Here is a 13,873-nt window from a genome sequence, read left to right on the forward strand (position 1 = left end):
GCTGTTTCCAGCCACGCATGCTCCCGGCTACCTGGGGCCCTTCGTACCGCCATGCCCGCGGCCCTTGCCGCCCGAGTTGCCGGGGCCGGAAGTCGTCGACGTGGAGGGTGTGGACGTCGGTAGCGGGGCGGTGGACGCGGAGGGGGCCGGGGAGGGCTCGGCCGTCACCTTCGGGTCCGGGGACGTCGTAGGCGAGGCGCTCGCACCGGACGACGTACCCGCCGCCGGACCGGCCGGGCGCGCCGAGCCCGTGCCGGTCGGATCGGTCGCGCCGGTCCCGGAGCGGCGCGTGGAGGGTGTGGGCTCGTCGAGAGCGGAGCGCGTGCCGCCGCCCGTGGTGCCCGGCTGTCCGCCGGACGAGGACCCGGAGAACGAGACCCCCGCGATCAGCGCGGCCACCGACACCGCCCCCACCGCACCGGCCGCGACCACCGCCCGCCGCCGCGCCCCGCGCCTGCGCTGGGCGCGGCGACCGGAGCGGGTGCCTGCGGTGCCTGGGGTACCTGGGGTGCCGTCGCGCCATGCGGGCTCCCCGGCCGCCGGGCCGTCGCCCCACGCCGGCGGACCGTACCCGGTCCTCTCCAGGTCCGCACCAGGGATTTCAGGGAGTTCCGTCGTCTCGTCGTAGGCGTTCTGCCAGCCGTGGGCGGCCGCCGGATCGACGTGCTCCTCGTACGCGGGGGTCGCCGGGGCGGGCGGGTGGTACACGTTCGGGCGTATCGGGGGCGCACCGCTTTCCCCGATTGCGCCGTGATCGCCGTACGCCCCGTTCTCGTGCTGCGGTGGCCTGGACATGGCGGCGCATTGTAGGGACGGGTGGGACCCGTGGGACAGCCGACGGAGATACCCGTACAAACCGACGCGTCCCACGTGGTGGAAAACACGACCCACGAGGCGTTACCGGGCCGTAAGCTCCCAGACATGCAGGTGATCCAGTCGACCAAGCTCGCCAATGTCTGTTACGAGATCCGGGGCCCGGTGCTCGAGGAGGCGATGCGGCTTGAGGCGGCGGGGCACCGCATCCTCAAGCTGAACACCGGCAACCCGGCCGCGTTCGGCTTCGAATGCCCGCCGGAGATCCTGGAGGACATCCTCCGCAACGTGTCGACGGCACACGGCTACGGCGACGCGAAGGGCCTGCTCGCCGCCCGCCGCGCCGTCGTCATGCACAACCAGACCCTCGGCATCGAGACGGACGTCGAGCACGTCTTCATCGGCAACGGCGTCTCCGAGCTGATCGTGATGGCGATGCAGGGCCTGCTGGACGACGGTGACGAGGTCCTCGTACCGGCGCCGGACTACCCGCTGTGGACGGCGGCCGTCTCCCTCTCCGGCGGCACCGCCGTGCACTACCGCTGCGACGAGCAGTCCGACTGGATGCCCGACCTGGCGGACGTGGAGCGCAAGGTCACCGACCGCACCAAGGCGATCGTCATCATCAACCCGAACAACCCCACCGGCGCGGTCTACGACAAGGCCATGCTCAAGGGGCTGACGGACATCGCCCGCCGGCACAACCTCCTGGTCTGCTCCGACGAGATCTACGACAAGATCCTCTACGACGACGCCACGCACACCCCGACCGCGTCCGTCGCACCGGACCTGCTGACGCTGACCTTCAACGGCATGTCGAAGGCGTACCGGGTCGCGGGCTACCGGGTCGGCTGGATGTCGATCTCCGGGCCGCGCGCGCACGCCGACTCCTACATCGAGGGTCTGACGATCCTGGCGAACATGCGGTTGTGCGCGAACATGCCGGGCCAGCACGGCGTGGTCGCCGCGCTCAGCGGACGGCAGACGATCAACGACCTGGTACTGCCGGGCGGCCGTCTGAAGGAACAACTGGACGTCGCCTACGAGATGCTGACGCAGATCCCGGGTGTGACCTGCGTACGGCCGAAGGGCGCGCTCTACCTCTTCCCGCGGCTCGACCCAAAGGCGTTCAAGATCAAGGACGACCGGCGGATGGTCCTGGACCTGCTGCGCCGCGAGAAGATCATGGTCGTCCAGGGCACCGGCTTCAACTGGCCGGAACCCGACCACTTCCGGGTCGTCACACTGCCGTCGGTCGGTGATCTGAGGGACGCGATCGGCCGGATCGGGCACTTCCTGGACGGATACAGCCAGCCCTGACGCTCACGCTCCGTATGAGGTCGGTCCTGTTTTGCGATGACCTCAACTTTAGACGAAATCTAAGCTAGGATGGCTTCCTGTCAGAGCACAGGAGGCCATCCCATGTACGAACCGATCCGCTCCAAGTCGGTGCACAGCACGATGGCCGGCACCACCTCGGACTTCCCCCACCGGTCGCGCGAGGAGGAGCTGGACATCCAGCTCGCCGGGCATCTCGCGGCGCTGCTCACCGTCACCGACGAGCTGCGCACGTTCTCCTCGGACACCGCCCCGGAGGCCGACCTGGACACCGCGGCCGAGCGGCTCGCGCAGCAGGTGGCCCGGCTGCGGGGCGGTCGTGCGCCGGTCCGGGCGGTGGCCTCCGGCAGCCGTGAGCCCCGCCTCGCCGCGCTGCACCAGCGGGCGCACACCCTCGCGGGCCGTGCGCTGGTCGTCGCGGCGTCACGGGCGGACACCGCGGCGGCGATCCTCTCGGCGGAGCGCATGGACGCGCACGCCGCCGCGCTGGCCGAGCCGCACCAACTGAGCGGCGCCCACTAGTCCCCGAAGGGGACCCCCTTTACGGCCCCGGTCCGCGTGCACCCGCAGCGACGCGCGGACCGGGAGCCATGCACTGCGTTGGCTTGGGCTGGGTTCGAGTGCTGTTGCCGGGTTGTCAAGTGCCGTTGGCTGCGGTGCGGTTCGCCGTGGGGGCCTCTGTTGGGGGCGCGCGACGGTTGTTTGTGGCTTGTCGCGCAGTTCCCCGCGCCCCTTTAGGCGTTGCGGTCCCTCGTGCTGTAACGGGACCGGTAGGACACCCCCCGTTCACCCTTGATGACGGGGAACGTTGGGTTCCGCGCGCATGCTCCTGCTGTGAGACGTATCGCAGGAATCGTCCTCGCGGTGTTGCTGGTCGGCGGAGTGGTGGCTGCCGTCGTCGCGGGCCGGGACAACGAGGACACGGGCACGGCAACGAAGACCGTGCGGATGGTGATCGGATCGGAGAAGGCGGAGTTCTTCGCCGATCCACGGGTGGTGAAGGCCCTGGCCGCCAAGGGTTTCACCGTGAAGGCCGAGACCTCCGGGTCGTGGGCCATGGAGGGGCTCGACCTCAAGGGGTACGACCTCGCGTTCCCGTCCAGCCAGGCACCCGCCGTCGAGCTGGCCCGGAAGTACCACGTGACACAGACCCTGCCGCGGCCCTTCTACTCGCCGCTCGTGGTGGTGGCCCATCGCAACGCCGCCGAGGTGCTCGCGGGCAACGGGCTCGCCAGGCTCGACGCGAAGAACCGCGGCACGCTGAAGATGGCCGCCTATCTCGATGCCGCCCGTCACGACCGGACCTGGCAGCAGCTCAAGGGGGCCGCGAAGTACGGGGAGTTGACCGGCACCCTCTACATCGCCAGCACCGACCCGGAGTCCTCCAACTCCGGCGCCCTCTACCTCGCCGCCGCCTCCTTCGTGGCCAACGGCGGCCGGGTGGTGTCGAGCCAGGCCGACGTGGAGCGCACCGCTCCCTTGTTGCGCAAGCTGGTCGGCGTCCAGGGCGCCCAGCAGACCGGCACGGACGCGGCCTTCCGGGACTTCGTCAGCGGCGCCGGCAACCCGTTGGTCCTGGTGTACGAGTCGCAGGTCGCCTCGCTGCCGAGCGACGGGCAGAACCCCGGTGACCTGGTCGTCCTCTACCCGGACACCACGGTCAACAGCGACCACACCGTCGTACCGCTCACCGAGAACGGCCGGGCACTGGCCGACCTCCTGAGCACGGACGCGGGACTGCGGAAGCTCGCCGTGGCGCACGGCTTCCGGCCGCAGGGCGCCACCGCCGAGTTCGCGTCGGCCACCGCCGACCGCGCCGGCTACCTCAACCAGGAACTGACCGGCGTCCGGCAGGCGCCCGTGCCCACCTCCAAGGTGCTGCACGAGCTGGCGCGCCGGGCCCGGGGATGACGGGGGAAACACACATGACCACAGACAACGACACGTTCACTCTCACCCCGCCCGAGGCCGTAGCGCCCGTGCCGCGGGAGAAGGCCGGGGGGCTCGTTCCCGTCGAGGACGGCGTCCGCGCGGACATGGCCAAGAGAGCCGCCGCCTACGTCGAGGGGCTCGCCGCCCTCGACGCCCGCTCCCCCGGGTTCGCCGGCAAGGTCGGTGAGATCACCGCCCTCGGCGCCGGCGAGATGCGCACCGCGACCGCGCAGTCCAACCGCATGCTGGAACGCACCGTCCGCTCCCTGCCGAACAAGGGCGGGGACGCCCAGTCGCAGGTCGCGGGCTCGCTCGTGGAACTCCGGCGGGTCGTCGAGGACCTGGACCCGCGTGACCTGCCCGCGGCCAGGGGACGCAGGTTCCTCTCCCGGCTGCCCGGCGGCAACAAACTGCGCGACCACGTCGCCAAGTACGCCTCCGCGCAGGGCACCCTCAACAGCATCGTGGGGTCGCTGCGCGGCGGACAGGACGAACTGCGGCGCGACAACGCCGCGTTGCAGACCGAACGCGTCCGCCTGTGGGAGACCATGGGCAAGCTCCAGGAGTACGTCGTCCTCACGGAGGCCCTGGACTCCGCCGTCGAGCAGCACGTCGCCGGGGTGGAGGCGACCGATCCGGCCCAGGCCGACACCCTGCGCGCCGACGTGCTCTTCCCCGTCCGGCAGAAGCACCAGGACCTGCTGACCCAGCTCGCCGTGTGCGCCCAGGGCTACCTCGCCATGGACGTCGTACGCCGCAACAACGACGAGCTGATCAAGGGCGTGGACCGGGCCGCCACGACCACCGTCTCGGCGCTGCGCATCTCGGTGATGCTGGCCTCCGCGCTGGACAACCAGAAGAAGGTCGTCGAGCAGGTCAACGCCCTGCGCGGCACCACCGAGGACCTCATCCGGGGCAACGCGGAGATGCTGGCCACGCAGAGCGGCGAGATCCAGCGCATCGCCGCCGACCCGGCGGTGGGCGCGGAGACCCTGCGCGCCGCCTTCCAGCAGATCTACCAGACCCTCGACGCGATCGACACCTACAAGGTCCAGGCGACCGAGTCGATGGCGGCGACCGTGGAGTCGCTCACCGCCGAACTCCAGGAGGCCAGTGCCCACCTGGAGCGCAGCCGGTCGAGGACCGCGCTGGAGGGAGGGCTCGGATGAGACGGCCGCTCGCCGCCGCCCTCGCCGCCGTTGCCCTGCTGACGGCCTGCAGCGCGGAGCAGAAGCACGAGGACCCCTACGCCGCCCGGCCCGGCACCCTGCGCGTCCTCGCCTCCAGCGAGCTCGCCGACATGGCCCCCGTCCTGGACCAGGTCCGCGAGGAGACCGGCATCGAGGTCCGCCCCACCTACATGGGCACCCTCGACGCCGTGAACACGCTCGCGGCCGGCCGGGCCGACGGCCGTTACGACGCCCTGTGGCTGTCCTCCAACGACTATCTGCGCCTGCGCCCCGAGGTGGCCAAGAAGGTCGTCTCGGAGACGCCGGTCATGTCCAGCCCGGTCGCCGTGGGCGTGCGGTCCGCCACCGTGAGGGCGCTGGGCTGGAAGCCCGAGCAGGTCACCTGGGCGCAGTTCGAGCAGGCGGTGCGGGACGGGAAGCTGACCTACGGGATGACCGACCCGGCCCGTTCCAACTCCGGCTTCGCGACGCTGATCTCGGTGGCCTCGGCGCTCTCCGGCGCCCAGTCCGCGCTGACGGACGCGGACGTCGACAAAGCGAGCCCCCGGCTGAAGGAGTTCTTCCAGGGGCAGCAGCTGACCTCGGGGTCGTCGGGCTGGCTGGCGGCCGCGTACCGGCGCCGCGGTGACGTCGACGCGCTGCTCAACTACGAGTCCGTGCTCAAGGGCATCCCGGGCCTGACCGTGATCCGCCCCCGCGACGGGGTCGTGACCGCCGACTACCCGCTGAGCTCCCTCGCCACCACCGACGCCCGGACCCGCGAGGACGTGGGCAAACTGGCGGACGCGCTGCGCACCGCGCCGGTCCAGCGGCTGATCACCGAGCGCACGCACCGCCGCCCGGTCGTCGCCTCCGTACCGCCCGCCGCCGGACTCGACACGGGCAGGCGGCGCGAACTGCCCTTCCCAGGCAGCCGTTCCGTCGCCGACGGGCTGCTCGCCTCCTACGAGAACGAGCTGCGCAGGCCCTCGCGGACCGTGTACGTCCTCGACACCTCCGGCTCGATGGACGGCGACCGGCTGCGACGGCTGAAGGAGGCGCTCACCGGCCTCACCGGCGACTTCCGCCACCGCGAGGAGGTCACGCTGATGCCGTTCGGCTCGGACGTGAAGAGCGTGCGCACCCATGTGGTCGGCGCCGCCGATCCGCAGGCCGGACTCGCCGCCATCCGGCGGGACACCGAGAAGCTGGACGCCGACGGCGACACCGCGATCTACACCTCGCTGGAGAAGGCGTACGACCATCTCGGCGACGACCGGTCCACGTTCACCTCGGTCGTGCTGATGACCGACGGCGAGAACACCACCGGCGCGGACGCGGCGGACTTCGACGACTTCTACCGCGGGCTGAGCGGCCCCCGGCAGCGGATCCCCGTCTTCCCGATCCTGTTCGGCGACTCCGACGGCGAGGAGCTGGAGCACATCGCCGACCTGACCGGCGGAAGGCTCTTCGACGCGCAGAAGACCTCGCTGGACGGCGCCTTCGAGGAGATCCGTGGCTACCAGTAGGTTCCTGGGACATCTGGAGTCCCGCAAGAACATCGCGGGCAGCGCCTGCGGGTTCGTCGGGCTCGTGCTGACCTTCACCGGGGTGGCGGGCCCGTACTGGCCCGTCGTCGTCGCCGGACTGTACGGCGCGGGCGCGCTGGTCGCGCCGCCGGAGCGGCCGCCGCTGCCGGACTTCCCCGACCCGTCCGCGCAACTGGACGAGCTGCGGGGGGATTTCGAGAGGCTGGGCCACTATCTGGCGGACGTGGAACTGCCGCCCGCCGCGTCCGGCCGGCTCACCGAGCTGACGGCGCTGCTGGGCGCCCTGCTGGAGCCCGGCTGGGTGGCCGACGCGCTGGCGGCGGATCCGGAGGGCGTGCACGTGGTCGCGCGGGCCGTGCGGCAGGACGTTCCCGAGGCCGTCGACAGCTTCGTACGGACGCGCTGGTGGAGCCGGCTGACCCCGGGCACCGAACCACCGGAGAGGCACCTGGAGCAGCAACTCGGGTTGCTCCACGAGGAGGCGGGTCGGCTGGCGGCGGCGCTCAGGGAGACGGAGGCGGGCCGCCAGGAGACCCACACCCGCTACTTGCAGGACCGCCGACAGTAGCCGACGCAGGGGCGCGGGGAACTGCGCGACCAGCCCCAACGCACCCGTACCCGCCGACGCGCACCCATCACCCGTACTCGTAGGCACCCGCCCCCCAGCGGAGCGAACCGCGGCCGGCCGTGACGATCGCTGGTCAGGGCACATCCGGGCCGGCCGCGGAGTTTTTCTCGTGGGGCTGGGGTCAGCCCAGGCGCTCCACCAGCGCGTGGTACTCGTCCCACAGCTCCTTGGGCGTGTGGTCGCCGAAGGTGTTGAGGTGCTCGGGGACCAGGGACGCCTCCTCGCGCCAGACCTCCTTGTCGACCGTGAGCAGGAACTCCAGGTCGGAGTCGGCCAGCTCGAGGCCCTTGGTGTCGAGGGCGTCCTTGGTCGGCAGGATGCCGATAGGGGTCTCGACGCCGTCCGCCTTGCCCTCCAGGCGCTCGACGATCCACTTCAGGACGCGGCTGTTCTCGCCGAAGCCGGGCCAGACGAACTTGCCCTCGTCGTTCTTGCGGAACCAGTTGACGTAGTAGATCTTCGGCAGCTTCGCCTGGTCCTTGCCCTTGGCGACGTCGACCCAGTGACCCATGTAGTCGCCCATGTTGTAGCCGCAGAACGGCAGCATGGCGAAGGGGTCGCGGCGCAGCTCGCCGACCTTGCCCTCGGCGGCGGCGGTCTTCTCGGAGGCCACGTTGGCGCCGAGGAAGACGCCGTGGTTCCAGTCGAAGGACTCCGTCACCAGCGGTACGGCGCTGGCGCGGCGCCCGCCGAAGAGGATGGCCGAGATCGGCACGCCCTTGGGGTCCTCCCACTCGGGCGCGATGATCGGGCACTGTGAGGCGGGCACGGTGAAGCGGGCGTTGGGGTGGGCGGCCGGGGTCTCGGAGCCCGGCGTCCAGTCGTTGCCCTTCCAGTCCGTGAGGTGGGCCGGAGCCTCCTCCGTCATGCCCTCCCACCAGATGTCGTTGTCGTCGGTGAGGGCGACGTTGGTGAAGACGGAGTTGCCCCACAGCGTCTTCATCGCGTTGGCGTTGGTGTGCTCACCGGTGCCGGGCGCGACGCCGAAGAAGCCGGCCTCGGGGTTGATCGCGTAGAGGCGGCCGTCCTCGCCGAAGCGCATCCAGGCGATGTCGTCGCCGATCGTCTCGACCGTCCAGCCGGAGATCGTCGGCTCCAGCATGGCGAGGTTGGTCTTGCCGCAGGCGCTCGGGAAGGCGGCGGCGACGTACTTGGACTCACCCTGCGGCGGGGTCAGCTTCAGGATGAGCATGTGCTCGGCGAGCCAGCCCTCGTCGCGGGCCATGACGGAGGCGATGCGCAGGGCGTAGCACTTCTTGCCGAGCAGGGCGTTGCCGCCGTAGCCGGAGCCGTAGGACCAGATCTCGCGGCTCTCGGGGAAGTGCGAGATGTACTTGGTGGAGTTGCACGGCCACGGCACGTCGGCCTCGCCCTCGGCGAGCGGGGCGCCGAGGGTGTGGACGGCCCTGACGAAGAAGCCGTCGGAACCGAGCTCGTCGAGGACCGGCCGGCCCATGCGGGTCATGGTGCGCATGGACACGGCGACGTAGGCGGAGTCGGTGATCTCCACGCCGATCGCGGAGAGGTCCGAGCCCAGCGGGCCCATGCAGAACGGGACGACGTACATCGTCCGGCCCTTCATCGAGCCGCGGAAGATGCCGCCCTGGCCGCCCGAGCCCTGGAATATCTCCCGCATCTCCGCGGGCGCCTTCCAGTGGTTCGTGGGGCCCGCGTCCTGCTCCTTCTCGGAGCAGATGAAGGTGCGGTCCTCGACCCGGGCGACATCGGTCGGGTCGGAAGCCGCGTAGTAGGAGTTGGGGCGCTGGATGGGGTCGAGTTTCTTGAAGGTGCCCTTCTCGACGAGCTCTTCGCACAGTCGCTCGTACTCGGCCTCGGATCCGTCACACCAGACCACGTTGTCCGGCTGGGTCAGTTCGGCGATCTCGTTCACCCAGGAGATCAGTTCCTGGTGCTGGGTGGGGATGACGGTGGGAGCCGCGATGTCGCGCGCCACGATAGCTCCTAAATGAGGGTTTTTGTCCTTGTTGCCCCGTGGGGGCCGCGACCCGGATGCTTCGATGTCGATCTTCTGGCGCTCATCCGGTGCCGACCGCACTCATTTGATCATCCGACGAGCCCGCCCATATGTCCAGAGGAGCGCACAGGTGAGCAGAGTGAGGATCGCCACGTGTAAAGAAGCCCCTTTGCGGCCGCATGGCGTTCAACTGAAGGTTCCTTGACTCAACTTTCGAGGCCGGAACTGCTATGAGATGATGGCCACTCTTCGTCGGTCCGATAGCTCTACTGATCCGTAACTTACGGTTCCGTAGGTACGATGCGGCGCATGACAGCGTCCGCCCCCGACGCGCCCACGGAGTCGACGGCCGCCGGCCGCGTCTCCGCCGCGCTCTCCCTACCGCACCCGATCAAACCCAAGCTCCGCGGTTGGCTGCATCTGGGCATGTTTCCGGCCGCACTCGTCGCAGGCCTGGTGCTCACCGCCCTGGCCGACTCACCCCGCGGCCGCATCGCCTGCGGGATCTACGCACTGACCGCCTGCCTGCTGTTCGGCGTCAGCGCGCTGTACCACCGGGGCAACTGGAGTCCGCGCATGGACGGCGTCCTGCGCAGACTGGATCACGCCAACATCTTCCTGATCATCGCGGGCACCTACACACCCCTGACACTGCTCCTGCTGCCGCAGAGCAAGGGCCAGTGGCTGCTGTGGGGCATCTGGGGGGCCGCACTGGCGGGCATCGCCTTCCGGGTGTTCTGGGTGGGCGCCCCGCGCTGGCTCTACACCCCCTGCTACATCGCGATGGGCTGGGCGGCGGTCTTCTTCCTGCCGGACTTCATGCACTCCGGCGGCGTCGCCGTGCTGGTCCTGGTGGTCGTCGGCGGTCTCCTCTACAGCGCGGGCGGCGTGGTCTACGGCATCAAGCGCCCCAACCCCTCACCGCGCTGGTTCGGCTTCCACGAGGTCTTCCACTCCCTCACGCTGGCCGCGTTCGTGGTGCACTACATCGGCATCTCACTGGTGGCGTACCAGCACGCTTAGCCCCCTTCTCCACCATGGCCACGGCTCTCGAGCCGTGGCCTTTTTTCGTATGCCCGCGGCCCAAGTATTGACGGTCGCTAGCTTTTGAGAGTTACTTTCATTTCATGGTTACTCTCACTCAAGGCAACGCCGTGCGCCCCGACCCCCGCCGCTGGTGGGCTCTCGGGGCCCTGGTCGCGAGCATGCTGACGCTCGGTTTCGACATGACGATCCTCAACGTGGCCCTGCCGACGATGGCCGGCGATCTCGGTGCCACCACCGGCGAGCAGCAGTGGATGGCGGACGCCTACGTCGTCGTCTTCGCGGCGCTGATGCTTCCGGCCGGGTTGCTGGGCGACCGGTTCGGGCGGCGTCTGATGCTGATCACCGGGCTGGGGATCTTCCTCGCCGGATCCGTGGTGGGCGCGCTGGCCGGGGACGTCACCTGGGTCATCGCGGCCCGGGCGTTCATGGGCATCGGCGGTGCGCTGGTCACCCCGCTGGCGCTCTCCGTGCTGCCCTCGCTCTTCGGCCCCGACGAGCGCACCAAGGCCGTCGGGGTCATCTCGGCCGCCTCCGCGCTCGGCCTGCCGCTCGGCCCGATCATCGGCGGCTGGCTGCTGAACCACTTCTGGTGGGGCTCGGTCTTCCTGGTCAACGTCCCGATGGCCGCGCTCGGCATCGCCGCCTGCGTCTTCCTGCTGCCCGAGACCAGCGACCCCGCCTCCCCCAAGGTCGACATCCTGTCCACCGCGCTGACCGCGACCGGCCTCGGCGCTCTCATCTACGCGATCATCGAGGCGCCCGGGCGGGGCTGGGGCGACGCTCTGGTGCTGGCGATGTCCGCCGCGGCGGCGGTGCTGCTCACCGCGCTGGTGCTGCGCGAGCGGCGGGCCACCCGGCCCATGCTCGACATGACCCTGCTGGCCCAGCGCGGCTTCCTGTTCAACACGCTCGCCGCCACCCTGGTGATGTTCGTCCTGTCCGGCCTGCTGTTCGTGCTGCCCCCGTACCTCCAGGCCGTCCTCGGCCATGACGCCTTCGGCACCGGTCTGCGCCTGCTGCCGATGATGGGCGGACTGATGGTGGCCGCACGGGGCGCGCAGCCCGTCGTCGCACGCTTCGGCCCGCGGGCCACGGTGAGCGCCGGTCTGGTGGTGCTGGCCTTCGCCGCGCTGCTCGGCAGCCGTACGACGGTCGACTCCGGCTACGGCTTCACCGCGCTGTGGCTCTCGATCGCCGGCCTCGGCTTCGGCTTCTCCGTCGTGCCGGCGATGGACGGCGCCCTCGGCACCCTGCCCCGCGACCGGGCCGGCAGCGGCTCCGGGCTGCTGATGACGCTGCGCCAGGTCGGCGCCGCGATCGGCATCGCCCTGCTGGGCAGCCTGCTCGCCGGCGTCTACCGCGACCGGCTCGACGTCACCGGACTGCCCACGCGGGCCGCCGACACCGCGGGGGACTCCGTGGTCGCCGCGCACCTGATCGCCGAGAAGGCCCATGCCGCCCACCTCGCCGCCTCCGCGAACAGCGCCTACGTCCACGGCATGAACGTCGTCCTGCTGGTCTGCGGCATCGCAGCCCTGGTCTCCGCGCTGCTCGCGGCGGCCTTCCTGCCGAGGGCCACGGCCGAGCGGCGGGTGGAAAGCGCTGCCCCCGACATGGTCGCCGCCACGGAGGATGCCTGACAATGAACCCCATGACGGCCGCACGTTCCCCCTTCTCCTCCCCCGCCGACCACCCCCAGCTGGGTCTTCGTGAGCGCAAGAAGATCAAGACCCGCGAGGCGATCCGCACCGCGACCTACGCGCTGATCGACGAACAGGGGTACGACGCCACGACGATCGAACAGATCGCCGAGCGGGCCGAGGTGTCGCCGTCGACCGTCTTCCGGTACTTCCCCACCAAGGAGGACATCGTCCTCTCGGACGAGTACGACCCGCTGATGGTCGAGGAGTTGCGCTCCCGGCCCGCCGACGAGTCATGGACGGACTCGCTGCGGCACGTGATGCACCAGGCCATCGACGCGCTGATGGCGGAGGACCCGGAATCGGTCCGGATGCGGGCACACCTCGCGATCCAGGTCCCCGCCGTCCGCTCGCGGATCTACGAGAGCGTCTCGCAGACCGCGCGGCAGCTGCGCGGCGCCATCGCCGAGCGCTCCGGCCTCGACCCGGAGGGCCTGGAGGTGCGTGTCTGCGCGATGTCCCTGATCGGCGGCCTGATGGAGGTCAACATGTACTGGGGCGAGAACGGCTGCGAGGACGACCTCCGCGGCCTCGTCGACCGCGCCCTGAACGTCATGGAGCACGGCCTCACCCCGAAAAACGCCTGAGGCCACAGCCTCCCGCCATGGCATCCTGACCGGGTGAACGGTCCCGAGATCCACGTCGAGTTCGCCCCCGACCTGGCGCTGTTCGTCCCGAGCGGCCGCCGCCGGGGCGCCACCCCCGTCACCACCGACGGCGTCTCCACCCTCGGCCACGTCGTCGAGTCGGCCGGCGTCCCCCTGACCGAGGTCGGCGCCCTGTGGGTCAACGGCCGTCAGGTCCCGAGGTCCTACGTCCCCGCCGCCGGCGACACCGTGGAGGTCCGCTCCGTCGAGCGCCCCCAACAGGTCCCCGGCGCCCCCCTCCGCTTCCTCCTCGACGTCCACCTCGGCACCCTCGCCCGCCGCCTGCGCCTGCTCGGCGTGGACACCGCCTACGAGTCCACCGACATCGGCGACCCGGCCCTCGCCGCCCGCTCCGCCGCCGAACAGCGGGTCATGCTCAGCCGCGACCGGGGCCTGCTGCGCCGCCGCGAACTGTGGGCCGGCGCCTTCATCTACAGCACCCGCCCCGAGGACCAACTCCGCGACGTCCTGGACCGCTTCGCCCCCGAGCTGCGCCCCTGGACCCGCTGCACCGCCTGCAACGGCCTGCTCAGGCAGGCCACCAAGGACGAGGTCGCCGACCAGCTCGAACACGGCACCAGGCGCAACTACGACGTCTTCGCCCAGTGCCAGGAATGCGGCCGCGCGTACTGGAAGGGCGCCCACCACGAACAGCTGGAGGCGATCGTGGAGGAGGCGTTGAGCAGGAGTACTCAGGGCGGTTGAGTACGCGGCCCGATCACCGGTGCCCGCCGGCGCGGTGGGATGGAGCCATGAACACCGCGCAGCCCTCGGCCGACCGCCACCTCACCGGCTGGTCCGTGGCCGGACTCGTCCTGCTCCTGCCGACCGTCGGCCTCGCCTGGCTCGCGGTGCTCGCCACCGAGCGCGGCAGCCGCTGCGTCACCTACGGCGAACAGTGCTCGACCATCCCGGGCAGCGTCCTGTACGGGGTCTTCTACGCGTCCCTCGCGGCCGGCGTGGCGGCACTGGCGTGGCCCCGGACCCGGTGGACTGCCCTCCGGGGCGGGGCCGTGCTCGTGCAGTGGGGCGCGCAGCTCACACTGGGCGCGATGATCCTCAGCGGCGCCTGAC

General features: G+C 70.7%; 13 protein-coding genes. 11 read left to right on the forward strand and 2 right to left on the reverse strand.

The features are described from left to right. Nucleotides 1–27: 27 nt before the first annotated feature. Complete coding sequence (locus ACGFNV_RS09060) at nt 28–795, reverse strand: hypothetical protein (RefSeq protein WP_393620705.1); 768 nt, start codon at nt 793–795, stop codon at nt 28–30. Nucleotides 796–921: 126 nt separating this feature from the next. On the opposite strand from ACGFNV_RS09060, the gene ACGFNV_RS09065 reads away from it, so the two are divergent. The 6 genes from ACGFNV_RS09065 (at nt 922) to ACGFNV_RS09090 (ending at nt 7,370) form a co-directional block, all read left to right on the forward strand. Continuing rightward, nucleotides 922–2,133 (forward strand): pyridoxal phosphate-dependent aminotransferase, encoded by a 1,212-nt coding sequence (locus ACGFNV_RS09065; protein ID WP_393620707.1) that lies wholly within the window; start codon nt 922–924, stop codon nt 2,131–2,133. A 102-nt stretch (nt 2,134–2,235) separates the two neighbouring features. After that, on the forward strand, nt 2,236–2,673 hold the full coding sequence (locus tag ACGFNV_RS09070; RefSeq protein WP_393620708.1) for a hypothetical protein: 438 nt from the start codon (nt 2,236–2,238) through the stop codon (nt 2,671–2,673). 312 nt (nt 2,674–2,985) lie between these two features. Next, the gene (locus tag ACGFNV_RS09075; protein WP_393620709.1) at nt 2,986–4,062 is read left to right on the forward strand and encodes a substrate-binding domain-containing protein; all 1,077 of its coding nucleotides are present in this window, start codon (nt 2,986–2,988) and stop codon (nt 4,060–4,062) included. A gap of 14 nt (nt 4,063–4,076) precedes the next feature. Beyond that, nucleotides 4,077–5,252: a toxic anion resistance protein gene (locus tag ACGFNV_RS09080; protein WP_393620711.1), complete on the forward strand. Its 1,176-nt coding sequence runs from the start codon at nt 4,077–4,079 to the stop codon at nt 5,250–5,252. Next, on the forward strand, nt 5,249–6,781 hold the full coding sequence (locus tag ACGFNV_RS09085) for a substrate-binding domain-containing protein (protein WP_393620713.1): 1,533 nt from the start codon (nt 5,249–5,251) through the stop codon (nt 6,779–6,781). The genes ACGFNV_RS09080 and ACGFNV_RS09085 overlap by 4 nt, the downstream gene beginning before the upstream one ends. After that, nucleotides 6,768–7,370: a hypothetical protein gene (locus tag ACGFNV_RS09090; RefSeq protein WP_393620714.1), complete on the forward strand. Its 603-nt coding sequence runs from the start codon at nt 6,768–6,770 to the stop codon at nt 7,368–7,370. The genes ACGFNV_RS09085 and ACGFNV_RS09090 overlap by 14 nt, the downstream gene beginning before the upstream one ends. A gap of 181 nt (nt 7,371–7,551) precedes the next feature. On the opposite strand, the gene ACGFNV_RS09095 is transcribed toward ACGFNV_RS09090, so the two are convergent. After that, complete coding sequence (locus ACGFNV_RS09095; protein ID WP_393620715.1) at nt 7,552–9,384, reverse strand: phosphoenolpyruvate carboxykinase (GTP); 1,833 nt, start codon at nt 9,382–9,384, stop codon at nt 7,552–7,554. Between the two features lie 330 nt (nt 9,385–9,714). On the opposite strand from ACGFNV_RS09095, the gene ACGFNV_RS09100 reads away from it, so the two are divergent. From ACGFNV_RS09100 to ACGFNV_RS09120, 5 genes are all read left to right on the forward strand, one after another. Next, a complete protein-coding gene (locus tag ACGFNV_RS09100; RefSeq protein WP_393620716.1) occupies nt 9,715–10,428 on the forward strand; it encodes a hemolysin III family protein in 714 nt (237 codons plus the stop codon). A 104-nt stretch (nt 10,429–10,532) separates the two neighbouring features. Further along, nucleotides 10,533–12,092 carry an MFS transporter gene (locus ACGFNV_RS09105; RefSeq protein WP_393620718.1) on the forward strand — a complete coding sequence of 520 codons (1,560 nt, stop codon included), beginning with the start codon at nt 10,533–10,535 and terminating at the stop codon, nt 12,090–12,092. A 2-nt stretch (nt 12,093–12,094) separates the two neighbouring features. Further along, nucleotides 12,095–12,739, forward strand: coding sequence for a TetR/AcrR family transcriptional regulator (locus tag ACGFNV_RS09110; protein ID WP_393620720.1), 645 nt, complete (start codon nt 12,095–12,097; stop codon nt 12,737–12,739). Nucleotides 12,740–12,772: 33 nt separating this feature from the next. Further along, complete coding sequence (locus tag ACGFNV_RS09115) at nt 12,773–13,504, forward strand: Mut7-C RNAse domain-containing protein (protein WP_393620722.1); 732 nt, start codon at nt 12,773–12,775, stop codon at nt 13,502–13,504. Nucleotides 13,505–13,551: 47 nt separating this feature from the next. Continuing rightward, complete coding sequence (locus tag ACGFNV_RS09120) at nt 13,552–13,872, forward strand: hypothetical protein (protein ID WP_393620724.1); 321 nt, start codon at nt 13,552–13,554, stop codon at nt 13,870–13,872. Nucleotide 13,873 lies beyond the last annotated feature (1 nt).

This window comes from Streptomyces sp. NPDC048751, assembly GCF_043198595.1.
GTDB lineage: Bacteria > Actinomycetota > Actinomycetes > Streptomycetales > Streptomycetaceae > Streptomyces.